This is a genomic window from Pseudomonas marginalis (genome assembly GCF_001645105.1).
Taxonomy (GTDB): Bacteria; Pseudomonadota; Gammaproteobacteria; order Pseudomonadales; family Pseudomonadaceae; genus Aquipseudomonas; species Aquipseudomonas petroselini.
In genome coordinates, this window is record NZ_LKEG01000044.1 from 346,875 (window position 1) to 372,221 (window position 25,347).

Annotated in this window: 25 protein-coding genes and 1 other RNA gene; 15 read left to right on the top strand and 11 right to left on the bottom strand. The window is 60.9% G+C overall.

What is annotated here, in order from left to right:
• Positions 1-83 precede the first annotated feature (83 nt).
• The 4 genes from AO064_RS19795 to AO064_RS19810 all read left to right on the top strand — a co-directional run bounded on the left by AO064_RS19795 (position 84) and on the right by AO064_RS19810 (position 1,502).
• A complete protein-coding gene (locus AO064_RS19795) occupies positions 84-293 on the top strand; it encodes a TIGR02449 family protein (RefSeq protein ID WP_007982902.1) in 210 nt (69 codons plus the stop codon).
• Positions 290-607 carry a cell division protein ZapA gene (locus AO064_RS19800; RefSeq protein WP_010207385.1) on the top strand — a complete coding sequence of 106 codons (318 nt, stop codon included), beginning with the start codon at positions 290-292 and terminating at the stop codon, positions 605-607. The genes AO064_RS19795 and AO064_RS19800 overlap by 4 nt, the downstream gene beginning before the upstream one ends.
• A gap of 30 nt (positions 608-637) precedes the next feature.
• Positions 638-816: non-coding RNA, 6S RNA (gene ssrS, locus AO064_RS19805), on the top strand.
• A gap of 56 nt (positions 817-872) precedes the next feature.
• Positions 873-1,502, top strand: coding sequence for a 5-formyltetrahydrofolate cyclo-ligase (locus AO064_RS19810; RefSeq protein ID WP_064054377.1), 630 nt, complete (start codon positions 873-875; stop codon positions 1,500-1,502).
• Positions 1,503-1,509: 7 nt separating this feature from the next.
• Here AO064_RS19810 and AO064_RS30960 read toward each other — a convergent pair whose 3' ends face one another.
• Entirely contained in the window at positions 1,510-1,656 is a 147-nt protein-coding gene (locus AO064_RS30960; protein ID WP_015886446.1) for a hypothetical protein, read from the bottom strand.
• A gap of 194 nt (positions 1,657-1,850) precedes the next feature.
• Here AO064_RS30960 and AO064_RS19815 point away from each other — a divergent pair, with 194 nt between their 5' ends.
• The 4 genes from AO064_RS19815 to AO064_RS19830 all read left to right on the top strand — a co-directional run bounded on the left by AO064_RS19815 (position 1,851) and on the right by AO064_RS19830 (position 7,167).
• On the top strand, positions 1,851-2,300 hold the full coding sequence (locus AO064_RS19815) for an EVE domain-containing protein (protein ID WP_064054378.1): 450 nt from the start codon (positions 1,851-1,853) through the stop codon (positions 2,298-2,300).
• A 69-nt stretch (positions 2,301-2,369) separates the two neighbouring features.
• Complete coding sequence (locus tag AO064_RS19820) at positions 2,370-3,335, top strand: HlyD family secretion protein (RefSeq protein WP_046035028.1); 966 nt, start codon at positions 2,370-2,372, stop codon at positions 3,333-3,335.
• Entirely contained in the window at positions 3,332-6,049 is a 2,718-nt protein-coding gene (gene rbbA, locus AO064_RS19825) for a ribosome-associated ATPase/putative transporter RbbA (protein ID WP_064054379.1), read from the top strand. Before AO064_RS19820 ends, rbbA begins: the two co-directional genes overlap by 4 nt.
• Positions 6,049-7,167 carry an ABC transporter permease gene (locus AO064_RS19830; RefSeq protein WP_064054380.1) on the top strand — a complete coding sequence of 373 codons (1,119 nt, stop codon included), beginning with the start codon at positions 6,049-6,051 and terminating at the stop codon, positions 7,165-7,167. Before rbbA ends, AO064_RS19830 begins: the two co-directional genes overlap by 1 nt.
• Before the next feature lie 97 nt (positions 7,168-7,264).
• Here AO064_RS19830 and AO064_RS19835 read toward each other — a convergent pair whose 3' ends face one another.
• Entirely contained in the window at positions 7,265-7,672 is a 408-nt protein-coding gene (locus AO064_RS19835; RefSeq protein ID WP_015886451.1) for a flagellar basal body-associated protein FliL, read from the bottom strand.
• Between the two features lie 150 nt (positions 7,673-7,822).
• On the opposite strand from AO064_RS19835, the gene AO064_RS19840 reads away from it, so the two are divergent.
• Together AO064_RS19840 and glpT are read left to right on the top strand one after the other, a co-directional pair.
• Positions 7,823-8,800 (top strand): NADPH:quinone oxidoreductase family protein, encoded by a 978-nt coding sequence (locus AO064_RS19840; protein ID WP_064054381.1) that lies wholly within the window; start codon positions 7,823-7,825, stop codon positions 8,798-8,800.
• 295 nt (positions 8,801-9,095) lie between these two features.
• Entirely contained in the window at positions 9,096-10,433 is a 1,338-nt protein-coding gene (gene glpT / locus AO064_RS19845) for a glycerol-3-phosphate transporter (RefSeq protein WP_015886453.1), read from the top strand.
• Here glpT and AO064_RS19850 read toward each other — a convergent pair.
• Together AO064_RS19850 and AO064_RS19855 are read right to left on the bottom strand one after the other, a co-directional pair.
• Positions 10,430-11,083, bottom strand: coding sequence for a gamma-glutamylcyclotransferase (locus AO064_RS19850; RefSeq protein ID WP_015886454.1), 654 nt, complete (start codon positions 11,081-11,083; stop codon positions 10,430-10,432). The two genes, glpT and AO064_RS19850, sit on opposite strands and share 4 nt — an antisense overlap.
• Positions 11,084-11,110: 27 nt before the next feature.
• Positions 11,111-13,498 carry a TonB-dependent receptor plug domain-containing protein gene (locus AO064_RS19855; protein ID WP_064054382.1) on the bottom strand — a complete coding sequence of 796 codons (2,388 nt, stop codon included), beginning with the start codon at positions 13,496-13,498 and terminating at the stop codon, positions 11,111-11,113.
• Between the two features lie 325 nt (positions 13,499-13,823).
• On the opposite strand from AO064_RS19855, the gene AO064_RS19860 reads away from it, so the two are divergent.
• Positions 13,824-14,306: a hypothetical protein gene (locus AO064_RS19860; RefSeq protein ID WP_064054383.1), complete on the top strand. Its 483-nt coding sequence runs from the start codon at positions 13,824-13,826 to the stop codon at positions 14,304-14,306.
• 157 nt (positions 14,307-14,463) lie between these two features.
• On the opposite strand, the gene AO064_RS19865 is transcribed toward AO064_RS19860, so the two are convergent.
• The 6 genes from AO064_RS19865 to AO064_RS19890 form a co-directional block, all read right to left on the bottom strand.
• Entirely contained in the window at positions 14,464-15,429 is a 966-nt protein-coding gene (locus AO064_RS19865) for a CDP-6-deoxy-delta-3,4-glucoseen reductase (RefSeq protein WP_064054384.1), read from the bottom strand.
• The gene (gene ubiD, locus AO064_RS19870; protein WP_003176824.1) at positions 15,429-16,895 is read right to left on the bottom strand and encodes a 4-hydroxy-3-polyprenylbenzoate decarboxylase; all 1,467 of its coding nucleotides are present in this window, start codon (positions 16,893-16,895) and stop codon (positions 15,429-15,431) included. The genes AO064_RS19865 and ubiD overlap by 1 nt, the downstream gene beginning before the upstream one ends.
• A gap of 59 nt (positions 16,896-16,954) precedes the next feature.
• Positions 16,955-18,937 carry an acyltransferase family protein gene (locus tag AO064_RS19875; protein ID WP_064054385.1) on the bottom strand — a complete coding sequence of 661 codons (1,983 nt, stop codon included), beginning with the start codon at positions 18,935-18,937 and terminating at the stop codon, positions 16,955-16,957.
• A gap of 156 nt (positions 18,938-19,093) precedes the next feature.
• The gene (rho, locus tag AO064_RS19880; protein WP_003176825.1) at positions 19,094-20,353 is read right to left on the bottom strand and encodes a transcription termination factor Rho; all 1,260 of its coding nucleotides are present in this window, start codon (positions 20,351-20,353) and stop codon (positions 19,094-19,096) included.
• A 234-nt stretch (positions 20,354-20,587) separates the two neighbouring features.
• Positions 20,588-20,917 carry a thioredoxin TrxA gene (gene trxA, locus AO064_RS19885; RefSeq protein ID WP_015886460.1) on the bottom strand — a complete coding sequence of 110 codons (330 nt, stop codon included), beginning with the start codon at positions 20,915-20,917 and terminating at the stop codon, positions 20,588-20,590.
• Between the two features lie 121 nt (positions 20,918-21,038).
• Positions 21,039-21,734, bottom strand: a complete 696-nt coding sequence (locus AO064_RS19890) for a FadR/GntR family transcriptional regulator (protein ID WP_015886461.1) — start codon at positions 21,732-21,734, stop codon at positions 21,039-21,041.
• A gap of 255 nt (positions 21,735-21,989) precedes the next feature.
• Here AO064_RS19890 and AO064_RS19895 point away from each other — a divergent pair, with 255 nt between their 5' ends.
• Genes AO064_RS19895 through AO064_RS19910 form a run of 4 tightly spaced genes read left to right on the top strand, consistent with a single transcriptional unit; the run spans position 21,990 to position 24,823 of the window.
• Positions 21,990-22,775, top strand: coding sequence for a transporter substrate-binding domain-containing protein (locus AO064_RS19895; protein ID WP_015886462.1), 786 nt, complete (start codon positions 21,990-21,992; stop codon positions 22,773-22,775).
• 14 nt (positions 22,776-22,789) lie between these two features.
• Entirely contained in the window at positions 22,790-23,458 is a 669-nt protein-coding gene (locus tag AO064_RS19900; RefSeq protein WP_010207407.1) for an amino acid ABC transporter permease, read from the top strand.
• Positions 23,455-24,105: an amino acid ABC transporter permease gene (locus tag AO064_RS19905; RefSeq protein WP_046034889.1), complete on the top strand. Its 651-nt coding sequence runs from the start codon at positions 23,455-23,457 to the stop codon at positions 24,103-24,105. The genes AO064_RS19900 and AO064_RS19905 overlap by 4 nt, the downstream gene beginning before the upstream one ends.
• Positions 24,092-24,823: an amino acid ABC transporter ATP-binding protein gene (locus AO064_RS19910; protein WP_015886464.1), complete on the top strand. Its 732-nt coding sequence runs from the start codon at positions 24,092-24,094 to the stop codon at positions 24,821-24,823. The genes AO064_RS19905 and AO064_RS19910 overlap by 14 nt, the downstream gene beginning before the upstream one ends.
• On the opposite strand, the gene AO064_RS19915 is transcribed toward AO064_RS19910, so the two are convergent.
• On the bottom strand, positions 24,810-25,343 hold the full coding sequence (locus AO064_RS19915) for a DUF1120 domain-containing protein (protein WP_015886465.1): 534 nt from the start codon (positions 25,341-25,343) through the stop codon (positions 24,810-24,812). The genes AO064_RS19910 and AO064_RS19915 overlap by 14 nt on opposite strands.
• Positions 25,344-25,347 lie beyond the last annotated feature (4 nt).

A 25,347-nucleotide genomic window follows, 5' to 3' on the forward strand; every position in this document is an offset into this window, starting at 1 on the left:
CCGGCAGACGTACCAAGACTATCAAGGGCGTCAGATCGTTTATCCTGCAGTTGCCATTCATCAGACAAATCCAGTGGAACCCAATGGAAGACACCGACCTGCAAGCGCTGATGGCCAGACTCGAATTGCTAATTACTCGGGTCGAGCAACTTAAGAGTCAAAACGGACTCCTATTAGCTCAGGAAAAGACCTGGCGCGAGGAACGCGCTCACCTCATTGAAAAAAACGAAATCGCCCGGCGTAAGGTCGAATCGATGATTTCGCGCCTGAAGGCCCTGGAGCAAGACTCATGAGTTCAAGCAATAGCGTCACCGTGCAGATCCTCGATAAAGAATATTCGATCATCTGCCCCCAGGAAGAGCGCAGCAACCTGGTGAGCGCCGCCCGCTACCTGGATGGCAAGATGCGTGAAATCCGCAGCAGCGGCAAAGTCATCGGCGCAGACCGCATCGCCGTGATGGCCGCACTGAACATCACCCACGATTTGCTGCATAAGCAGGAACGCCCTGACGTGCAGGCCAGCGGCTCCACCCGTGAGCAGGTGCGTGACCTGCTGGAACGCGTGGATCTGGTGCTTTCCAGCGACTCAGACGCACCCAAGGGCTGATTGCCGCGACTGTTTGGGGTATACTCGCCCCACTCCCTGGCGTGTTTGCCAGTCGGCGATGTCCCTGAGCCGATTCGCACTACCCTGGAAGTTGCACGTTGGGCTGGTGTGCATGTCCGCTAGACGGAAAGCCTTAAAGCCTACTGCATCTTCCACCTTGAACTTTCGGGTTCAAGGGCTAAGTCGACAGCGGCTCTGTCGGGGAGCCTGAATTCCCAAACTCAATGCCAGTCCTCGGACTGGCATTGTTTTATGAGCCGAAACCATGACCGAACCTGCGCCGCTTTCCCGTCCGCAACTTCGACGCATGTTGCGCAATGCCCGCCGCGCCCTCACGCCGAGCGAGCAGCGCAAGGCCGCCCACGGCCTGTATCGGCAACTGGCACAGCACCCGCTGTTTCGCCGCGCCAAACATATCTCTTTGTATTTACCGACGGACGGTGAAATCGATCCGCGCCTGCTGCTGCGCGCCGCCCAGCGCCGTGGCAAGGCCACCTACCTGCCGGTGCTCAGCGCCTGGCCACGGACCAAGATGGTGTTCCAACGGGTAAGGCCTGGGGAAAAGCTGCTGCCCAATCGCTTTCGCATCCTGGAGCCACGCGTGAATATCAGCCGCCAACGCAAGGTCTGGGCGCTGGACCTGGTGCTGCTGCCGTTGGTGGGGTTTGATGAGACGGGGGGACGCCTGGGCATGGGCGGCGGGTTTTACGATCGCAGCCTGGCATACCTGGCGCGCCGCCAAAGCTGGCGCAAACCGACGCTGCTGGGCCTGGCCCATGAATGTCAGAAGGTCGAGCGTTTGGTGCAGGCGAGTTGGGATGTGCCGCTGGCTGGCACCGTCACGGATAAGCAGTGGTATATCGCAGAGACGCCACTGGAATCAGCGGCGCCTTGAAGCCGTGTTAACGCTTGAATTGCTGCTGCACGGGTGACAGTTCAACCGGCGCATCGGTCTTGTTCGACCACAAGCTTTGCGCATACCCGGTGGTCACGACGCCCAGACCAAACAAAATCACCAAAATCCATAGTAAATCCGGTTTACGTTGCATCGATTGCCCCCCTTCAGGCACCTCGTACACGATGACAACAACGTTCCAAAGTAGTCCGTTGCAGCTGCGTCAAGCTTAAAGGCCGGCATTTTGCGGTAACGTGAACCAACACGCAAACCTTGACGCCAACCGACTGTCGGTTTGTCATCAAATTGCCTGACAACTTGCCCAATGCCTTTTTCAGGAGCCCCAAAATGGCCTATTGGCTGATGAAATCCGAGCCCGACGAACTCTCCATCAACGGTCTGGAAAAGCTCGGTGAAGCGCGCTGGGACGGGGTGCGTAACTACCAGGCCCGCAACTTCCTGCGCGCCATGGCGGTGGGTGACGAATTTTTCTTTTATCACTCCAGTTGCCCGGAACCGGGTATTGCCGGTATCGGCAAGATCGTCGAGGCGGCCTATCCGGACCCTACTGCATTGGAGCCGCAAAGCCACTACTTCGACGCGAAGGCCACCCCGGAGAAAAACCCGTGGAGTGCGATCAACGTGGCCCACGTCCAGACCTTTCCCAAAGTGCTCGGCCTCGGTTTCCTGAAGCAGCAAACCGCCCTTGCCGAACTGCCCCTGGTGCAAAAAGGCAGCCGGCTGTCGGTGATGGCCGTCACGCCCGAGCAATGGGCTGCAGTAATCAACTTGCTTTAACTGACGGGTATCAACGCCCCGTCGGGGCAAACCGCTCAAACTAGGACGCTAATGCCGCAGGAAGCCGCCATGTCGACGAATCACCATACCTCCCGTCTTTTCGCCGTCGCACTCATCGCTTTGTTGTTGGGTGCCGGTGGCTTTGGTTACTGGCGCTCCACCCAGGACCGCCTGCCGGAAGGCATCGGCATGGGCAATGGCCGCTTGGAATCCACCGAAGTGCAGATCGCCGCCAAGATCCCCGGACGCCTGGCCGAAGTGCGGGTTGACGAGGGCGACAAGGTGCTCAAGGGCCAATTGCTTGCACGCATGGACACGCGCACCCTCGAAGCCCAGCGCGCCCAAGCCGAAGCCGAAGTACTGCGCGCCAAGGAAAACTTCGCCGCCGCCGAAGCCAATGTGCAACTGCGCCAGAGCGAGCAACTGCTGGCCAACCAGGAACTCAAGCGCACCCAAGAGCTGTACAAGCGCGGCTTCGCCAGCAGCCAGCTGATCGACCAGCAGCAAGCGCGGCAAAACACCGGCAATGCGGCAGTGATTGCCGCCCAAGCGCAGGTCAACTCGGGAAAGGCCGCCATCGGAGCCGCCCAAGCCCAGGTGGCTCAACTTACCAGCGAAATCGACGACAGCAGCCTGCGCGCGCCCATCGACGGCATTATCCAATTGCGCCTGGCCGAGCCAGGTGAGGTGCTGGGCGCGGGTGGGCGCGTACTGCTGTTGATTGATCCCAATGATCAATACATGAACCTCTACCTGCCCGCGTCCGTCACCGGTCGCCTGACCGTCGGCAGCGACGCGCGTATCCTGCTCGACGCCCTGCCCGGCCAGCCACTGCCGGCCAAGATCAGTTTTGTCGCCGCCAAATCCCAGTTCACCCCCAAAGAGGTGGAAACCCGCGACGAACGCCAGAAACTGGTCTTCCGCGTCAAACTGCGCCTCACCCAGCCCAGCGCCGTGCCCCAAGCCAAACCGGGCATGCCCGGCGCAGGTTATGTGCGCACGGCTGACACTGACTGGCCGGCCAACCTGCAATGACCGCCCTGGCGCTGCAGGCCACGGGGATCAAGCATCGCTACGGCAAGCAGCAGGCACTGGTCGACATCACTTTCAGCCTGCCGGCCGGTACGCGCTGCGGGTTGATCGGTCCGGATGGCGCGGGCAAGTCGAGCCTGCTGGGTTTGATCGCCGGGGTTAAAAAGCTTCAGGATGGCCAGTTGCATGTGCTCGGCGGCGCCATCGAAGACCGCCGTCACCGCAACAGCCTGTACCCACGCATTGCCTTTATGCCCCAGGGTTTGGGCGGCAACCTGTACCCCGAGCTGTCTATCCGCGAAAACATCCGATTCTTCGCCACGTTGTTCGGCCTGTCGAAAGCCGATTGCGACCAGCGCATGCACAACCTGCTGCTGGCCACCGACCTCGCACGCTTCGCCGACCGTCCGGCCGGCAAGCTGTCTGGCGGTATGAAACAGAAGCTTGGCCTGTGTTGCGCGCTGATCCACGACCCCGACCTGTTGATCCTCGACGAGCCCACCACTGGCGTCGATCCGTTGTCACGTCGACGCTTCTGGGAATTGGTCGACAGTGTACGCAGCGAGCGGCCACAACTGACGCTGCTGGTGGCCACGGCATACATGGAGGAAGCCGAGCAGTTCGAGCATTGCCTGATGCTTGATCGCGGCAAGTTGATCGCCGACGGCCTGAGCAGTGAATTGGCTGGCGCAACATCCAGCGGCAAATTGGACGAGGCGTTCACCCACTTCCAGGGTGACAGCGCCCACGACAACCAACCGCTGGTGATTCCGCCGCGCGAAGGCGACAACACCGACATCGCCATCGAAGCCCACGACCTGACCCTGCGCTTCGGCGATTTCACCGCAGTCAACAACGTCAGCTTCGCCATCGGCCGAGGTGAAATATTCGGGTTCCTCGGCTCCAACGGCTGCGGCAAGACCACCACCATGAAAGTCCTCACCGGGCTGATGCCAGCCACTGAGGGCAGTGCGACGCTGCTGGGCAACCCGGTCAATGCCAAGGACCTGGCCACCCGCAAGCGCGTGGGGTTCATGTCGCAAAGCTTCTCGCTGTATGGCGAACTCAGCGTGCGCCAGAACCTGGTGCTGCATGCGCAATTGTTCGACTTGCCCACAGCTGATAGCGGTCCGCGCATTGACGAGCTGATCCAACGCTTCGATCTCATTGACGTCGCCGAGCAAGCGTCCGGTGAACTGCCTCTCGGCCTGCGTCAGCGACTGTCATTGGCGGTGGCCGTATTGCATCGCCCGGAAGTGCTGATCCTCGATGAGCCCACCTCGGGCGTCGACCCGGCTGCGCGAGATGATTTCTGGCGGCTGCTGATCGAGCTATCCCGCGAACAAGGCGTGACCATCTTCCTGTCCACCCACTTCATGAACGAAGCCCAGCGCTGCGATCGCATCTCCCTGATGCATGCGGGCAAGGTGCTGGCCTGCGATACACCGGATGCGCTGCGACGGCAATTTCACGGTGACACGCTGGAAGCCGCGTTCGTCACCTGCCTGGAACAGGCCCAGGGCGAAGCCGAGCCCGCTGCAGCCACCGCAACCGTCAGCGCGACCAGCGCACCGCCCGTGAGCAAGCGTGGATTCAGCCTCGCTCGCCTGTTGGCCGTGGCCAGCCGCGAAGGCAAGGAACTGCTGCGCGACAAAGTGCGCATGGCCTTCGCGCTGCTGGGAGCGATGTTCATGATGGTGATCTTCGGCTATGGCATTTCCCTGGACGTGGAAAACCTCGCGTTCGCCGTCTACGACCAGGACCAGACGCCGCAAAGCCGCGCCTACCTGGAAGCCTTTCGTAGCTCACGCTATTTCGCCGAGCAGTCGCCCATTCAGGATTCGACTGAATTGCACCGACGCCTGCAACGTTCGGAAATCAAACTGGCCCTGGAGATTCCGCCCGGTTTTGGCCGCGACCTGTACGCCGGTCGCCAGCCCACAGTGGCCGCGTGGCTCGATGGCGGCATGCCGTTTCGCGCGGAAACCAGCCGCAACTACGTCGAGGCCGTACACCAGGGCAACCTTGCGCAACTGGCCGAACTGAGCAGCCTGCCCCGCAACGACCTGACCGCCGCCAGGCTGGAGACGCGCTTTCGCTATAACCAGGACGTGGTCAGCGTGAACGCCATCGGCCCAGGAGTGATGGCGCTGATCCTGGCGTTTATCCCGGCGATGCTCACCGCCCTCGGCATCGTGCGCGAGAAGGAACTGGGCTCGATCACCAACTTCTACGCCACGCCGCTGACCCGCCTGGAGTTCCTGCTTGGCAAACAAGCGCCCTACTTGGCCGTCAGCCTGGTCAACCTGGCGGTATTGGTGGCGATGAACCGCTGGTTGTTCGGCGTACCGTTCAAGGGCAGCGGCCTGACACTGGCGTTCGGCGGGTTGCTGTACGTGCTGGCGACCACCAGCATGGGCCTGCTGATTTCGGCGTTCACCCGTACGCAGATCGCGGCGATCCTCGGCACGATGATCATCACCAGCCTGCCGACGATCCAGTTCTCCGGGCTGATCGTGCCACGCTCGTCACTGGAAGGAGCGGCGGCATTGATGGGCATGCTGTTTCCGGCCGGGCACTTTCTGGATATCGCCGTGGGCACGTTCACCAAGGCCCTGGACCTGCGCCAGTTGTGGCCGCAATGCCTGGCGCTGTTCGGGTTTTTCGTCGGGTTTACCGGGCTGAGCCTGATCATGCTCAAGAAGCAGGAGGCCTGATGCACACGTTCGCACACATCCTGCGGCTGGGGATCAAGGAGCTGACCAGCCTGCGACACGACAGCGTGTTGTTGCTGTTTCTGTTCTACGCCTTCACCGTCGCCATCTATATGCCCGCCGCCGGCTCGGTGATCGGCGTGCACAACGCCAGCGTGGCGTTTGTGGACGAAGACCACAGCTCACTCTCACGCCAAATGGCCGAGGCGTTGCAGCCGCCCGAGTTCCAAGCGCCTGTGCCGTTACCCTATGACCAGTTGGACAAGGTCATGGACAGCGGCGAATACACCTTCGTGATCAATGTGCCAGCGAACTTCCAGGCCGACCTGTTGGCAGGGCGCCAGCCGGGCGTGCAGGTGAATGTGGATGCCACGGCGATGAGCCAGGCGTTCATGGGCGCGGGCTACATTGGGCGGATATTTCAACGCGAACTGCTGAGCAACAGCGGACAAACCGATGCCGCCGGCCAGGCGCCCGCGTTGCTGACCACCCGCGCCCTGTTCAACACCAACTTGGAAGGTGGCTGGTTCCTGGCGGTGATCCAGATCGTCAACAACATCACCATCCTGGCTATCGTGCTGACCGGCACGGCGCTGCTGCGCGAACGCGAGCACGGCACCCTCGACCATCTGCTGGTACTGCCACTGACGGCGCTGGAAATCATGCTGGCGAAAATCTGGAGCAACATGCTCGTGGTGGTGCTGTGCACCTGGCTGTCGCTGGAAGTAGTGGTCAAAGGCCTACTCGGCGTACCGCTGGCCGGGTCGCTGAGCTTGTTTCTGTTCGTGACGGCGCTGTACCTGTTTGCCAGCACCGCGCTGGGCATCTTCCTCGCCACCCTCGCCCGCTCGACGCCGCAGTTCGGCTTGCTGGCAATCCCGGTGATCATCCCGATGCTGCTGCTCTCAGGCGGCAGCACGCCGCTGGACAGCATGCCCGAGTGGCTGCAGTGGATAATGCAGGGCTCGCCGTCGACGCATTTTGTGAGTCTGAGCGCGGCGATTCTGTTTCGGGATGCGGGAGTAAGCGTGGTGTGGCCGGACTTGCTGGCGCTGGCGGGGATTGGGTTGGTGTTTTTTGCGGTGGCGTTGGCGCGGTTCAGGAAGAGCCTGGCGTCCTGAGGCGTCTGTACCGCCGTCATCGGGGGCAAGCCCCCTCCCACATTTGATCGCATTCCAACTATGGGAGGGGGCTTGCCCCCGATAGTTGCGTAGCGACTTATTGGATGATCAGGTTGTTGAACAACAGGTCTTCCACCACCGGCTTGCCCGTCTCGTCGTTCATCACTTGCTGGGTTTGCTTCAACGCTTCCTGGCGCAGCTTTTCCTTGCCTTCAACGGTGCTCATGGCCTCGTTGGTCTGCTGGGTGAACAGTGCCACCAGCTGGTTGCGGATCAATGGATCGTTGGCTTTGACCAGTGCTGCCGCCTCGGTGCCGGTCACGCGCAGGGCGATGTCGGCCTTGAACACCTTGAGCTTCGCCGTGCCATCCAGGCCATAGTTACCCACGAACGGCGGGCTCAGGCTGATATAGCTGACTTTCGGCGCCTCGCCTTCTTTGGCCTCTTCGGCCTGGGCTGCCATCGGCAAGGTCAGGGCCAGCATCAATAGGATCCACGCTTTCACAGTTCATTCCTCACATTCGGTTGCCGGGTAGCATAACGCTAGCAAGGCAGAGCACAAGCTTATGGCGACTTATCAGGCCCGGGCATGCTCGTTGACCCAGGGGCATACCCTCCTACACTTATCGGCCACGACGCCAAAAGGAATAGTCCGATGAAAGCTGTGCTGTGCAAAGCCTTCGGCCCCGCCGAAACCCTGGTGCTGGAAGAGATCGCCAGCCCGGCGATCAAGAAGAACGAAATCCTGCTGGACGTGCATGCCGCCGGGGTCAACTTCCCGGACACCCTGATTATCGAGGGCAAGTACCAGTTCAAGCCGCCCTTCCCGTTCTCGCCGGGTGGCGAAGCGGCGGGCGTGGTCAGTGAAGTGGGCGAAAAAGTCAGCCACCTCAAAGTTGGTGACCGGGTCATGGCGCTGACCGGCTGGGGCAGCTTTGCGGAACAGGTCGCGGTGCCGGGCTATAACGTGCTGCCGATCCCGCCGAGCATGGACTTCAACACGGCCGCCGCGTTCAGCATGACCTACGGCACGTCCATGCACGCGCTGAAACAACGGGCCAACCTGCAACCCGGCGAAACCCTGTTGGTCCTGGGCGCCTCCGGAGGCGTGGGCCTGGCCGCCGTGGAAATCGGCAAGGCCATGGGCGCACGGGTGATCGCTGCCGCCAGCAGCGCCGACAAACTGGCGGTGGCGAAGGCCGCCGGCGCCGATGAGCTGGTCAACTACAGCGAAACCAGCCTGAAAGACGAGATCAAGCGCCTGACCGACGGCAACGGTGCCGATGTGATCTACGACCCGGTGGGAGGCGACCTGTTTGACCAGGCCATCCGCGCCATCGCCTGGAACGGCCGCTTGCTGGTGGTGGGGTTCGCCAGCGGGCGCATCCCGGAGCTGCCGGTGAACCTGGCGCTGCTCAAGGGGGCGGCGGTGGTCGGGGTGTTCTGGGGTTCATTTGCCCAGCGGCAGCCGCAGGACAATGCGGCGAATTTCCAGCAATTGTTCGGCTGGTACGCCGAGGGCAAGTTGAAGCCGTTGGTGTCGCAGGTGTATCCGCTGGAACAAGCCGCCCAGGCGATCAATGACCTGGGGCAGCGCAAGGCGGTGGGCAAGGTCGTGGTCCAAACGCGCTGAGCGATGTGAAATGCGCTCACAGGTGGAAGGGGGCTTGCTCCCGATTGCAGGGTGTCAGTCACTGAATCTGTCGACTGAGCCACCGCTATCGGGAGCAAGCCCCCTCCCACATTTGGATCTCCATCACCCTGAAGAACTCAATCACGACCCGCACTTGTCTATTAGCGACATGTTCATAAGAGAACATGCAATTGCGCCCATTTCCTGTGTTTGCCACCAAGAGGCGATGCTATTTTCGGTAACGAAACTGTAACATTCGCATCCGCAGTCAAAACAAGAAATCTGGAGCCCTTGAATGTTTGCTTTCTTTCGTCCTGCCGCACATCAGGCGCCCCTGCCTGAAGAAAAAATAGACAGTACCTACCGACGCCTGCGCTGGCAGATCTTCGCCGGTATTTTCTTCGGTTACGCCGGGTACTACCTGCTGCGCAAAAACTTCTCCCTCGCCATGCCGTACCTGATCGACGAGGGTTACACCCGTGGCGAACTGGGCCTGGCGATGTCCGCCATCGCGATTGCCTACGGCCTGTCCAAATTCCTCATGGGCCTGGTGTCCGACCGCTCCAACCCGCGCTATTTCCTGCCCTTCGGCCTGCTGGTTTCAGCAGGGGTGATGTTCATTTTCGGTTTCGCACCTTGGGCGACGTCCAGCGTGACCATGATGTTCATTTTGCTGTTCATCAATGGCTGGGCCCAGGGCATGGGCTGGCCGCCGAGCGGACGCACCATGGTGCACTGGTGGTCGCAGAAAGAACGCGGTGGTGTGGTGTCGGTGTGGAACGTGGCGCATAACGTCGGCGGCGGCCTGATCGGCCCGCTGTTCCTGCTGGGCATGGCCTGGTTCAACGACTGGCATGCGGCGTTCTATGTACCGGCGACAGTGGCCTTGGCAGTGGCAGCGTTTGCCTTCATCACCATGCGCGACACGCCGCAGTCGGTCGGCCTGCCGCCGATTGAGAAATACAAGAACGATTACCCGGAAGGCTACGACGCCAGCCACGAAGACGAATTCAGCGCCAAGGAAATTTTCGTCAAGTACGTGCTGCGCAATAAAATGCTGTGGTACATCGCCTTCGCCAACGTCTTCGTCTACCTGCTGCGCTACGGCGTACTGGATTGGGCACCGACCTACCTCAAGGAAGCCAAGCACTTCACGGTCGATAAATCATCCTGGGCGTACTTCTTCTACGAATGGGCGGGTATCCCAGGCACGCTGCTGTGCGGCTGGATGTCGGACAAGATCTTCCGTGGCAACCGTGGCCTGACCGGTATCGTGTTCATGGCGCTGGTGACCGTGGCGACCCTGGTGTACTGGCTCAACCCGCCGGGTAACCCGATGGTCGACATGATCGCGCTGGTGTCCATCGGCTTCCTGATCTACGGCCCAGTGATGTTGATCGGCCTGCAAGCGCTGGAACTGGCACCGAAGAAAGCCGCCGGCACCGCGGCAGGTTTCACCGGTCTGTTCGGTTACCTGGGCGGCTCGGTGGCGGCGAGCGCGGCCATGGGCTACACCGTGGACCATTTCGGCTGGGACGGTGGTTTTGTGCTGCTGATTGGCGCGTGCGTATTGGCGATCGCCTTCCTGATCCCCACGCTGTGGCACACCAACAGCGTCAGCTCGGCGCGTTAATCGCCTGAGCAATCCTTTGCACAACGCTTGAGCCGCGCCTCCAGGTTTTTATCTGGCATGGCGTGGCTACGCAGGGCGTTGACGGTCTGCTCGACATAATCGCGAGTGGTGCCGTAACGCCCGCAAGCGCTTTGCAACACATGGTTCAGCACGATGTCGGGCAGGTTGCCGGCGTAGCTGGGCAGGTGTCGCTCCAATACAAACCCGAGCGCCTGCACGGTACTGCCATCCTCAAGACGGCAACTGAGCCAGTGCGGCCGATAGGAGGGGTAAGGCATCTCGCGCTGCCACAGGGCATAAAGCGAGGCCTCCAGCTGATCTTCCGGCAAGCGGTAAGCGAACCCACTGCAAGAGCCTCCACGGTCCAGACCAAACACCAGCCCCGGCAACTCCGGCGTGCCCCGATGCTCGTGAGACCACAGGTACAGGCCCCGGTGATAACCGTGAACCCGCGCCCGCACGCGCTCGGTCGACGAGCATTCAGGCCGCCAGATCAGCGAACCATACGCAAACAGCCAGACCGGCCCACCCTTATGCCGAGCCATGGTGGCTTGCATCGAGCTCATCAATTGTTCGTGAGTGAGTTGCGGCCCAAGATCGAGTCGCGGAGGGTAAGCCAATTGCAAAAGATCGGTTTCAATGGCGGTCATGGCAAATCGCTTAGGTCTCCTGTGCTCTTACCAGTTATAGGCAACTTTACCGTAATAGAACGCGCCGCTGTAACCGTACGGCGAAAAAGTGCTATAGGCCAAATTGCCACCACTGCTGGCGAAGGCGTTGACCTTCTCCGGGTACTTATCAGTGACGTTGTCGCCGCCCAGGGTGAAGGTCCAGTTCTTCAGCGTGTAGTCTGCCGACAGGTCCAGCACCCAGGCCGCCTTGAAGGTCTGGTCATTGACCTTGTCTGCCTGGTAGCTGGTGAATTCACCATAGCGCACCAGGTTGCTGTGCAGCGCCCAACGGCCGAAGGTGAAGTCGTTACCCAGGCTCAGCTTATGTTGTGGCGTGGTATCGCCGAGCAACCCGATACGCTCGCGACGGTCCACGCGCAACAGGTTCACACCCAGGCTGTCGAGAATCGCCGGGTTGGCTTTTACGTCGGTGACTTTGGTGTGGTTGTAGTTATAGCCCACGGTGCTGTTCCAGCGGATACCGTTATCGAACTGGTAGCGATAGTTGGCCACGAGGTCGACACCGTCGGTGCTGGTGTCAGTCGCGTTGGTGAAGTAGCGGGCGCTGGTGTAGTTGATGTTGCCCACGCCATTGGCTTGCAGGTAGGCAATCGCCGCCGGGTTGAGGTTCAGGTTTGACGACAGGCTGATGCGGTCGCGGATGTCGATACGGTACACATCGAGCGTCACGGTCAGGTCATCGGCAGGCTCCAGCACCAGGCCGAGGCTGTAGTTGCGGGACTTTTCAGCCTTGAGGTCTTCGGCGCCGAGCAAGCGAGCCACCTGGCTGTTGGCCGGGAAGGTGCCCGCTTCCTGGACGGTACTGCCGATCAGTTGCGATGAGGTGTAGGCAAAGTTCTGCTGGGCCAGGGACGGCGCGCGGAAACCATTGGAAATACTGCCGCGCAAGGCCACCTGCGGGGTGAAGTCGTAGCGGGCCGACAGCGAGCCACTGACGTTGGAACCGAAGTCGCTGTAGTCCTCATGGCGCACGGCGGCGGAGGCGCTGAGTTTTTCGGTGAAATTGGTTTCCAGGTCCAGGTACTGCGCCCAGTTATGCCGCGTGCTCGTACCGGCGTCGGCATCGCGGAAACCGCCCAGGCCGGAGCTGCCGGTCTGGAAGTAGGACGCCGGCTCACCCGCTTCGATCTCGTAACCCTGGTGCAGGTATTCGCCACCAAAGGCCACGGAGACCGGGTAAGGCAGGAAGCCCACGTCGAACTCACGCGACAGGTCCAGGCTGATCTGCTTCTGATCGTTGCTCAGGGTGCCGTTGTTGAACTTGCGCAGCGTGGCCAGGCTCAGGGACGTGTTGATGGTTTCGGTGCCCAGCTCGTACTGGTTCTTGCCGTAGTTGGCCGACAGGTCGTAATGCCAGTCGTAGGCCAATAGCCCGCGCAGGCCCACCACCAGCGAGGTGTCTTCCAGGTTGCCCTTGATCAGCGGCAGGTAGCCGTTGGGGTTGAGTGCCGCGATGTTGTTGGAGGCGTTGCTCGCCCGGTAAAACGCTGCCGTCTCCCCGCGCCGTTTGCTGTAGCCACCGAAGCTGTAGAACTCGGCGGCATCGTTGAAGGCATATTCCGAGTTGAACTGGAATTTGCCTTCATCGGTGGCCGGCTCGCCCTGGCGGAACACGCGCTGGCCGTAGGTGGTGGAACCGATGCTGGCTGGGCGGTAATCATTGCCGGCGCGGTTGGTGTAATCGTTATCGGCGCCTTCGGCCGACAGGTTGATAAAGCCGTTGTCGCCCAGCGCCAGGCCGGTATTGCCGCTGACATTACGCTGGATACCGTCGCCCTTCTTGTACTCGCCGAACTTGGTGGAGATCGAGCCGCCCTGGTCGGCGTGCTTGAGGATCACGTTGATCACCCCGGCAATCGCATCGGAGCCATAGCGGGCGGACGCGCCGTCGCGCAGCACTTCGATATGGTCCACCGCCGACAGCGGGATCGCGTTCAAGTCCGCCGGTGCAGAGCCACGGCCCACCGCCCCACCCAGGTTAACGAAGGCGCTGGTGTGGCGACGTTTGCCATTGACCAGCACCAGCACCTGATCCGGCGACAGGCCGCGCAATTGCGCAGGGCGCACCAGTTCGGCGCCGTCCACCAGGCTTGGGCGTGGGAAATTGATCGACGGAATCAGCCGCGCCAACACCGCGCCCAACTCATCGGAACCCGTGCTGCGCAAGGTATCGCCGGAAATCACATCGATCGGTGACAGCGAAGCACTGGCCGTACGCTCCTGGGCGCGGGTACCGGTGACGATCACAGTGTCGAGCTTGGGTGTATCGGTGGCGGACGTTTCGGCCGCAAAGACGGGATTGAAACCCACAGCGGTCAGCAAATTGGCCGACAAAATCGCCGTGTACAGCGCGTGTTGCTTGTAGCTCCCCATACCGCTCCCCTTGAATCAAAAACCAGAACGTCGTGCTCTGAGTTCGTACGATCGATCCGGCTGGCGGGCGGTGGCGGTCAGTGATTGGTTGTTGTGAGTGTTCGGTAGTCCGTTGATATATAGCCTAATGATATTTATGAAACAAATTAAATACCTTTAAAGAATAAGCGAATGCATAAGCAAACCCGCCCATTCATCAGGATTGAGCGCGCCAATCTCGCTACTTTCAGCCCCGGTTCAGCCTGGGAACGTGCCAAACCCTCAAAATAACGCACACATCACGACCCACCTAGCCGCCCAATAATCGACTACCGAGGTCGCACCCATGAAGAAATTCCGACTGCCTGGCCTGTTGCTGCTGGCCCAGGCCACCACCGCACTGGCGGGCGAAACATCCGCTACCGAGGACGACAAAGGCTTCTGGTATGCACAGACCAGCGTCTACACGCGGCACTTCGCGCCCGACCCAGACCACAACAACAACCAGGATCTGATCGGCCTGGAGCGCAACGAAGCATCCGGTTTTGTGTACGGCGGGGCGACGTTCCGCAACTCGTTCCGCCAACGCTCGTACTACGCCTATGCGGGCAAGCGCTATGACATGGCCGACTATCCGGTGTATTTGAAGCTGACAGGCGGGGCGATCCAAGGTTATCGCGGCAAGTACCGCGACAAGATCCCGTTGAATCGTTTTGGCGTGGCGCCGGTGATCATTCCGTCCGTGGGCACGCATTACGGGCCGGTGGCGGCGGAGTTGGTGTTACTGGGGTTCAACGCAGCGATGGTGACGACCGGCGTACGATTTTGACTCTGTGGTGAGCAGGCTTGCCCTGCGTTGGGCTGCGAAGCAGCCCCACACCAGACGACTCGCTTTAACTGAAACTGCGCGGTGCCTTTACTGGGGCTGCTTCGCAGCCCAACGCAGGGCAAGCCTGCTCACTACAAAAGCATTCCCAGTAGGTCTCTCAGCGTGGCGCGTAGGCAAACACATCGGCACGCATCTGGTGCGCATCCATACCGGCCTCGACCAGGGCATCCAGGGTGCCGTAGATCATCGCCGGTGAACCGCTGGCGTAGACGTGCACCGACTTGAGGTCGGTGATGTCTTCGCACACCGCCTCGTGCAGCAACCCGCAGCGCCCTTCCCAGCCGCACAAGTCACTGACGACTTTGTGCAGGAACAGGTTGGGCAGTTGCAGCCACTGGTCCCAGTGTTCTATCTGGTAGAAATCTTCCGGGCGACGCACGCCCCAGTACAGGTGCACCGGGTGCTTGAAGCCGGACGCGCGACAATGTTCGATCAGGCTGTGCATCTGCGCCATGCCGGTGCCGGCGGCGATCAACACCAGCGGCCCATCCGGCAACTCGGCCAAATGGGTGTCGCCGAACGGCAGCTCCACACGGGCCATCTGATTGCGCTGCAGTTGCTCCAGCAAGCTACGCGCGCTGTCCTCACGGGCCAGCACATGCAGCTCCAGCTCGCGCCCGGCATGGGGGGCCGACGCCAGGGAAAACGCCGACTTCTCGCCATTCTCCCGCTCGATCATCAAGTATTGCCCGGCGTGGTAACGCACCGCCTTGCCGGCTGGCGCCCGCAGGCGCACACGCCACACGTCGCCACCGACCTCTACACATTCACTCAATTGGCACGACAACTTGCGCAACGGCAACTCTCCCGGCGCCAGCACGCCATCCCACAACACAACGCAGTCTTCCAGCGGCTCAGCGATGCAGGTGTAGAACTCGCCGTGGTCACGCACCTCACCGGCTTGCTGCACGCGGCCCTCCACCAACAGCGCCGCGCACACATGGCACACGCCGTTGCGGCAGGCCTGGGGGCATTCGTAGCCCAGGCGGCGCGCACCTTCGAGGATTCGCTCGCCGGGGACCAGCTCCAGCACGGCGCCGGAAGGTTGCAGGGTTACACGCATCAATCTATTCCCAATTCTTTCCAGATCGCATCAACACGCGCGGTGACGGCTTCATCCTTGACGATCACCCTGCCCCACTCGCGGGTGGTTTCACCCGGCCATTTGTGGGTAGCGTCCAGGCCCATCTTTGACCCCAGGCCAGACACGGGCGACGCGAAGTCGAGGTAGTCGATCGGCGTGTTGTCGATCATCACAGTGTCGCGCTTGGGGTCCATGCGCGTGGTGATGGCCCAGATCACGTCGTTCCAGTCGCGGGCATTGATGTCGTCGTCGGTGACAATAACGAACTTGGTGTACATGAACTGTCGCAAAAACGACCACACACCGAGCATTACCCGCTTGGCATGACCGGGATACGACTTCTTCATGGTCACGATGGCCATGCGGTACGAGCAGCCTTCCGGCGGCAGGTAGAAGTCGGTGATCTCCGGGAATTGCTTTTGCAGGATCGGCACGAACACTTCGTTGAGCGCCACGCCGAGAATGGCCGGCTCATCCGGCGGACGGCCGGTGTAGGTGCTGTGGTAGATCGGTTTGATCCGATGGGTGATGCGCTCGACGGTGAACACCGGGAAGCTGTCGACTTCGTTGTAGTAGCCGGTGTGGTCGCCGTAAGGGCCTTCATCCGCCATTTCGCCGGGATGAATCACGCCTTCGAGGATGATTTCGGCAGTCGCCGGCACTTGCAGGTCGTTGCCGCGGCACTTCACCAGCTCGGTACGGTTGCCGCGCAGCAGGCCGGCGAAGGCGTATTCGGACAGGCTGTCAGGCACCGGGGTCACGGCCCCGAGGATGGTGGCCGGGTCGGCACCCAGGGCTACGGAGACCGGGAACGGTTTACCAGGGTGTTTTTCGCACCACTCGCGGAAGTCCAAGGCACCGCCACGGTGGCTCAGCCAGCGCATGATCACCTTGTTGCGGCCGATCACTTGCTGGCGGTAGATACCGAGGTTCTGGCGATCCTTGTTCGGGCCTTTGGTGACGGTCAGGCCCCAGGTGATCAGCGGGCCGACGTCGCCGGGCCAGCAGGTCTGTACCGGCAGCATGGCGAGGTCGACATCATCGCCTTCGATGACCACTTCCTGGCACACCGCGTCCTTGACCACCTTGGGGGCCATGGCAATGATCTTGCGGAAGATCGGCAGCTTCGACCAGGCATCCTTCAGCCCCTTGGGCGGCTCGGGCTCCTTGAGGAAGGCCAGCAACTTGCCGATCTCGCGAAGCTCGCTGACCGACTCGGCGCCCATGCCAAAAGCCACGCGCTCGGGGGTACCGAAGAGGTTGCCCAGCACCGGAATATCAAAGCCGGTCGGGTTCTCGAACAGCAGCGCCGGGCCCTTGTTGCGCAGGGTACGGTCGCAAATCTCAGTCATTTCCAGCACCGGGGAAATCGGCATCTGGATACGTTTCAACTCTCCGCGCTGCTCAAGTTGCTGCACGAAATCCCGAAGATCCTTGAATTTCATTAACCATGCCACCCGTAAAATAGGCGTACATCCTACCTGCTCTGAAGGCAGCTGGCAGCTTAATTGGCCGTCAGCCGCCGTGATTGCAAGGAACTGAACAGCGGTTCCAGGAAGGCCTCGATGTGCCGCGCGCCCACGTCAGAGAGGTGGTTGTCGTCGGTGTACAACGCGCGACCATTGAGCTCGACCCGGCACAGGCCATCGGCGCCACACAGCAGGGGCGCGGGGTCCAACACGGTCACGCCGCTGTCGGCCGCCGCCAGTTCGTCAAACAACTGAGTGATAAAGGCCTGGCGCTTCATATGTTCCTCCACGGGCAGCCCTTCCTTGTCCACCGGACGGTGCATCATGGCCAGGCGACTGAGGCGGTACGGCACAATGATTTCCTGCAACGGCACCTCCTTGACCAGCCACACCCGATGCCCGGCGGCGCGCAGCCCTTTAATGCGCTCGCGCAGGCCCTGGGCGAAGCGCTCTTCAGCCACGGCGCGTACGTAGTTGCCGGTGGCAGGGTCTTTGAGCGCATGCTCTTTGTCCCCTGACATTTGCCCATAGAGGTACAGGCTCCAGCGCGCCACCAGCACTACATCGCTGAACGGCTGTTCGGCCATGGCTTTCTCGACCCGCTGGTTGAAATGCGCGCAACGGGCAATATTCTCCAGGCCATCCAACGGCATGCAGCCGGCGAAGCTCGCCTGCACCAGGCTGATATCGTGACGTTTGGCGCCGTCCTCGAGTGCCGGAATCAATGCGGTGGCATGGCTGTCACCCCAGACCAGCGCGGACACCGAGCTGTTTTTGGGACCGAAGTGGCAAAACAGGCGTTCATCCGGCGTGTTTTTGTCGGCCATGCACGCCATCAACGCCGGGCTCCATGTTTTCGCTTGGGCATAACGCAGCGCCTGTTCGGACAAGCGCCAGGGCACCCCTTTGGCTTCACGCAACGCCAAACCGGTAAAACCCAGGCACAGGATCCCGGCGAGACCCGCCGCCAGGATCGCCTTGCGGCCCACCAGCAAGCGCTTTTCGCGAAACGGTGCCTCCACGAATCGCCAGGACAGATAGCCCAGCACCAGGCTCACCAGCATCAGGCCCGCCAACTCAAACGGGCTCAAACCGTCCACCGCCGCATAGTTGGCGTACACGAACACCGGCCAGTGCCACAGGTACCAGGAATATGAAATGAGCCCCACGCCCACCATCACCCGAGAGCTCAACCAGCGCCCGACCCAGGTGTGTTGCTGCCCGTTGGCCCAGATCAACCCGACCACGCCCAGCACCGGCAGCAACGCGGCAGCACCAGGAAACGGCGTGTGTCGATCGAAACCGAACACGGCAATCAGGATCAACGCCAGGGAGACCAGGCTGACCCCTTGGGCCAGGGCGGGTGGGGCGCGCCAGTCACGCAGGGGCATCACCGCCAGCATCGCCCCGGCGAGTAACTCCCAGGCACGCAGGTGCAGCAGATAGAACGCTTTTTGCGGCTGATGCGTGACCGCCCAGACGCTCATGCCGAAAGACACCAGCAACACACCCAGCAACGCCAGCCGCCAGTGTTTCAAACGGCTTGAAAGCAGGGTCAGCAACAGCGGAAAGACAATGTAGAACTGCTCTTCCACTGCCAACGACCAGGTATGCAGTAACGGCTTGATGTCGGAGGCCGCATCGAAATAACCGTGCTGGCGTGCAAACAGCAGGTTGGAGCTGAAGGTCGCCTGATAGTGCGCCGAGCGCCCCAACGCTTCGTAGTCCTTGGGCGCCAGCAGGAACCAACCCACCACCAGCGTCGCCGCCATCATCACAAACAGCGCCGGCAGAATACGCCGGGCACGGCGCGCCCAGAACTCCACGAAACTGAAACGCCCGGCCTGACGTTCGCGCCAAATGATCGAGGTAATCAGAAAACCGGAAATCACAAAAAACACATCGACGCCGACAAAACCGCCAGTGACGCCTGGAACGCCAAAATGGAACAGCACGACAGCCAGGACAGCAATGGCACGCAGGCCGTCGATGTCTCTTCGATAAGCAAGAACGGTCATAAACAATGGTCAGCCAGATACGAATGGGGATGAGCGTAGCCGCACTCACCTATTTTTGTTTCTTAACTGACACTTGAGGCGCTCAAACCTCCCCTTTTCGACACAAAAAAAATGGCGCCCCTGAGGGCGCCATTTTTTCGGACCTGAAACGTGGTTTTACTTACGCTTCATCGACAAGAAGAACTCATCGTTGGTCTTGGTGGTTTTCAGCTTGTCGATCAAGAACTCGATGGCAGCGACTTCGTCCATCGGGTGCAGCAGCTTGCGCAGGATCCACATACGCTGCAGTTCGTCATCGGCGGTCAGCAACTCTTCGCGGCGGGTACCGGAACGGTTGATGTTGATCGCCGGGAACACGCGTTTTTCCGCGATGCGACGGTCCAGGGGCAGTTCCATGTTGCCGGTACCCTTGAACTCTTCGTAGATCACTTCGTCCATCTTCGAACCTGTTTCAACCAGTGCGGTGGCGATAATGGTCAGCGAGCCGCCTTCCTCAATGTTCCGCGCGGCGCCGAAGAAACGCTTCGGTTTCTCCAGGGCGTGGGCATCGACACCACCGGTCAATACCTTGCCGGAGCTCGGGATCACGGTGTTATAGGCGCGGGCCAGACGGGTGATGGAGTCGAGCAGGATCACCACGTCCTTCTTGTGTTCGACCAGGCGCTTGGCCTTCTCGATCACCATTTCGGCAACCTGCACGTGGCGGGTTGGCGGTTCATCGAACGTGGAGGCAACCACTTCGCCGCGCACAGTGCGCTGCATTTCGGTCACTTCTTCCGGACGCTCATCGATCAACAGCACGATCAGGTGAACTTCAGGATTGTTACGTGCGATGTTCGCTGCAATGTTCTGCAGCATGATGGTCTTACCGGCCTTCGGCGGTGCGACGATCAGGCCACGTTGGCCTTTGCCGATCGGGGCACACAGGTCGATGACACGGCCGGTCAAGTCTTCGGTGGAACCGTTACCGGCTTCCATCTTCATGCGCACGGTCGGGAACAGCGGCGTCAGGTTCTCGAAGAGAATCTTGTTTTTCGCGTTCTCGGGACGATCGAAGTTGATCGTGTCGACCTTGAGCAGGGCGAAATAACGCTCGCCTTCCTTCGGAGGGCGGATCTTGCCAACAATGGTGTCGCCGGTGCGCAAGTTGAAGCGACGGATCTGGCTCGGCGAGACGTAGATATCGTCTGGGCCGGCGAGATAGGAGGCGTCTGCAGAGCGGAGGAAGCCGAAGCCGTCCTGGAGAATCTCCAGCACGCCATCACCGGAGATTTCCTCGCCGCTTTTCGCGTGCTTTTTCAGCAGGGAGAAAATCACGTCCTGCTTGCGCGAACGGGCCATATTTTCTATGCCCATTTCTTCGGCCAGTTGGAGCAGGTCGGTAATCGGCTTTTGCTTGAGTTCAGTCAGATTCATATAGGAATGACGTAATCATTTATGGAGGGGGGAAATTAAGCTTTTGGCTTAATGAGGCCGCGCCGCAGAGAAGGCGACAGGATCGCGTACTAATCGAAAAGGAATGCGTCGGCGACGGCTTGCAGGGGGCAGTGGAGAAACCAGTGCGGGGCCGAATGTACCACCTGAGTTTGGGAGCGTCTAGCCCTGTTTCACGAAAAAGCCCCGCTATTTGCGGGGCTTTTTTGACGACGCTTAGATGTTCGCGTCGAGGAAAGCTTGCAGCTGAGACTTCGACAGCGCGCCTACTTTAGTGGCTTCGACGTTGCCGTTCTTGAACAGCATCAGCGTAGGAATACCACGCACGCCATGCTTGGCCGGGGTTTCCTGGTTGTCATCGATGTTCAGCTTGGCAATGGTCAGCTTGCCTTCGTAGGTGGTCGCAATGTCGTCCAGGACTGGAGCGATCATTTTGCAAGGGCCGCACCATTCAGCCCAGTAGTCAACCAGCACCGGGCCAGCAGCCTTGAGTACTTCGGCCTCAAAGGTCGCGTCGGTGACGTGCTTGATAAGATCGTTGCTCATGGATGTCTCCGGATTGTAAGCAAAAAAAACGTGGCCCATCATAGCCGCCCTTCCCCCGTTCAGGAAGCCGCCTCTGATTGAGTCTTGCTATGGTGGCGCATGAGTTTGCGTATAGCCCAACTCACGGTGTTACGGGAGTCACGAAGGCGATGCCCGTGCGCAACGCCGCATTGCGCACGTGTTCCTGCATGGTTTTCTGCGCCGCCGCACTGGCGCGCCGGGCCAGGGCACGCAGGATCTTGCGGTGCTCCTGCCAGGTTTCCATGGCCCGCTCCGGCCGGATGAACGGTAGTTTCTGGCTTTCCAGGAAAACCTCGGCGCTGGCGCTCAGGATACTCACCATGGCTTGGTTACCGCTGGCCAGCAGGATGCGTTGGTGAAATTCAAAGTCCAGCCGCGCGGCGGCTTCAAAGTCGCCGACCTTGAGCACCTTGCGCATCGCTTCGACGTTGTCTTCCAGGCGGTCCAGTTCATCCGTCGTCAACGTGACCGCCGCCAGCCCCGCCGCAAACCCCTCAAGGGCGTAGCGCAACTGGAAGATATCCAGCGGCGTGGCCTGCGCCGCGAATGGCCAGGCAAACCCTGGCGATTCCTCGGGCGCTTGCACGAACACCCCCTTGCCAGGCTGCACACTCACCACTCCCAAGGCACTCAGTGACGACAACGCCTCGCGCAACGACGCCCGGCTCACGCCCAACTGCACGGCCAGGTCACGCTGGGACGGCAACGCATCGCCCGGCCCGAAGCCTTGCTCCTTGATCAGTTTGCGGATGGCCTGCAGGGCCGCTTCCGGTACGGCTTGGGCGATGGAATTCATAAAAAACTCAAGGTTCCAGTCAACTGAGCGGCTAGTTGTAAAGCTATTCGCGGCAGGCGGCAAGCCACGCCCCAAAGGCGCTCGCCCGATTCTGCCAGCGCTCGAAAAGGGTGCGAAAAGCCCGGCAACTGTTCAGACCAGTAAGACCACCTCGACTCAATAAACACCAGCCTTACAGACGATCTGAGCGGTGCTGGCATGGGCTGTGCACTGGGCAAATCCAGAAAATCCCTTCGCCCTTCTCGGAGAGTTGCCATGACCAAGCGCTACAGCGCCCTGCTTACTGCCCTGTTCGCCAGCCTGATGCTGAGCCAGGCACCCGCCCAGGCCAATGGTCTGGACGACATCGTTGCCCGTGGCACCCTAAAGGTCGCCGTGCCCCAGGACTTCCCGCCGTTCGGCTCGGTCGGCCCTGACATGAAGCCTCGCGGCCTCGACATCGACACCGCCAAGCTGTTGGCCGACCAGCTCAAGGTCAAGCTGGAGCTGACCCCGGTGAACAGCACCAACCGTATTCCGTTCCTCACCACCGGCAAGGTCGACCTGGTGATTTCCAGCCTGGGCAAGAACCCCGAGCGCGAAAAGGTCATCGACTTCTCCAAGGCCTACGCGCCGTTCTACCTGGCCGTGTTCGGTCCGCCTGATGCCGCCATCAGCAGCGTCGACGACCTCAAGGGCAAGACCATCAGCGTGACCCGTGGCGCCATTGAAGACATCGAGCTGACCGCCGTCGCGCCCAAGGAAGCCACGATCAAACGCTTCGAAGACAACAACTCGACCATCGCCGCCTACCTGGCCGGCCAGGTCGACCTGATTGCCAGCGGTAACGTGGTGATGGTGGCGATCAGCGAGCGCAACCCGAAACGCGTGCCGGCGCTGAAGGTGAAGCTCAAGGATTCCCCCGTGTACGTGGGCGTGAACAAGAACGAGCCCGCGCTGCTGGAGAAGGTCAATCAGATCCTGGTTGCGGCCAAGGCCGACGGCAGCCTGGAAAAGAACGCGATGCAGTGGCTCAAAGAACCATTGCCTGCTGATCTCTAAGGCGGAGCTTACCCATGGCCTATCAATTCGACTTTGTGCCGGTGCTGGCCAATACCGACCTGCTGCTGCGCGGCGCACTGTTCACCCTTGAGCTAACAGCGATCGGTGCGATCCTGGGGGTAGCCCTGGGCACCGTCGGAGCGGTGGTGAGGGCGTGGAAGATCCAGCCCTTCGCCTGGTGCTTCGGTGTGTATGTCGAGTTGATTCGCAACACACCGTTCCTGGTGCAGCTGTTCTTCATCTTCTTCGGCCTGCCGTCATTGGGGCTGAAAATTACCGAGTGGCAAGCCGCCGTGCTGGCGATGGTGATCAACCTGGGGGCCTACTCCACCGAGATCATCCGCGCCGGCATCCAAGCCATTCCCCGCGGGCAACTGGAAGCCGCCGCCGCGCTGGCCATGACGCGTTTCGAAGCCTTCCGTCATGTGGTGCTGCTGCCGGCGCTGGGCAAGGTGTGGCCAGCGCTGAGCAGCCAGATCATCATCGTGATGCTCGGTTCGGCGGTGTGTTCCCAGATCGCCACCGAAGAGCTGAGCTTTGCCGCCAACTTTATCCAGTCGCGTAACTTCCGTGCGTTCGAAACCTATGCCCTGACCACCTTGGTGTACCTGTGCATGGCGCTGATGATTCGCCAGTTGCTCAATTGGATCGGTCGACGCTTCGTGATGAGGAACAGCCGATGAGTGATTTTTCCTTTTGGGACATCGTGCGTAACCTGGCCACCGGCCTGCAATGGACACTCCTGCTGTCGCTGGTGGCGTTTGTTGGTGGCGGCGTGATCGGTTTGCTGGTGATGACGATGCGCATCAGCCGCAAAGCCTTCCCACGCAACGTCGCGCGCACCTATATCGAACTGTTCCAGGGCACACCGCTGTTGATGCAGCTGTTCCTGGTGTTTTTCGGCATTGCCCTGCTCGGCGTGGATATCTCGCCCTGGCTGGCGGCGGCCATTGCCCTGACCCTGTTTACCAGCGCCTACCTGGCCGAAATCTGGCGCGGCTGCGTCGACTCCATCGCCCATGGGCAATGGGAAGCGTCGGCCAGCCTGGCGCTTAACCCACTGGAGCAACTGCGCTACGTGATCCTGCCCCAGGCGCTGCGAATTGCCGTGGCGCCAACGGTGGGCTTCTCGGTGCAAGTCGTCAAAGGCACCGCCGTGACTTCGATCATCGGCTTCACCGAACTGACCAAGACCGGCGGCATGCTCGCCAACGCCACCTTCGAGCCCTTCATGGTCTACGGCCTGGTGGCCCTTGGTTACTTTTTGCTCTGCTACCCCTTGTCCCTCAGTGCGCGCTACCTGGAAAGGAGACTGCATGCCTCTGCTTAGAATTTCCGCCCTGCATAAGTATTACGGCGATCACCACGTACTCAAGGGCATCGACCTGACCGTTGAAGAAGGCCAGGTGGTGGCGATCATCGGCCGCAGCGGCTCGGGCAAGTCCACTTTGCTGCGAACCCTCAACGGCCTGGAATCCATCAACGACGGCGTGATCGAAGTCGATGGCGAATACCTGGACGCCGCCCGCGCCGACCTGCGCAGCCTGCGGCAGAAAGTCGGCATGGTGTTCCAGCAGTTCAACCTGTTCCCGCACCTGACTGTCGGCGAAAACGTCATGCTTGCGCCACAAGTGGTGCAGAAGGTGCCCAAGGCCAAGGCCGCCCAATTGGCCAGGCAAATGCTCGAACGCGTGGGGCTGGGCGAGAAATTCGACGCCTTCCCCGATCGCCTGTCCGGCGGCCAGCAACAACGCGTGGCGATTGCCCGCGCGCTGGCGATGTCACCCAAGGTGTTGCTGTGCGACGAGATCACCTCGGCCCTCGACCCGGAACTGGTCAACGAAGTGCTCAGCGTGGTGCGCCAACTGGCCAAGGACGGCATGACCCTGATCATGGTGACCCACGAAATGCGCTTCGCGCGGGAAGTCGGCGATAAGCTGGTGTTCATGCACCAAGGAAAGGTGCATGAAGTGGGTGACCCCAAGCAGCTGTTCGCCAACCCGCAAACGGTCGAACTGGCCAACTTCATCGGCTCTACGGAACAGTAGGACTGACCAGTTCGAATTGGCCATGCCCCTCCAGCAGCACCTCCCGGCGCACCGAGAGGGCATCGGCGGGCAAGTGAACCTCAATCTCTACCTGGGCCGTCAACCGGCGGCCCGTCACTGGCACACCGGCTGCGCTCGCCACCAATGTGCGGCCAGGTAACAGCCGCCCGTCAGCCGTTTCATCGGGTTGCCACGCCACCGGCCTGCCGTCGACCTGAGCCCGCCTTAGGCTCAACATGAAGCGTCCTTGCCGGCCAAACTGAAAACCCTGGGCATCGGCAGGCGCACCACTGAAGCGCAATGCCATTGCCGCCGGGTTGGCGCAGAGCACGCTCAGGTGCAGCGTACGCTGCGTATCCAGCCTCAGTGTCGAGCGACCAGACGACGTTTGCGAGGGTCGAATCACCCCGTAATCGACCCGGGGCTCGCTCAAGGTCATCCGGCAGTCTTCAGCCCGCGCCTGGTTCACCAGCAGGGCGACGACCACCAGACACACGCCAGCGGCACGCGGGCCGTTCATCCGT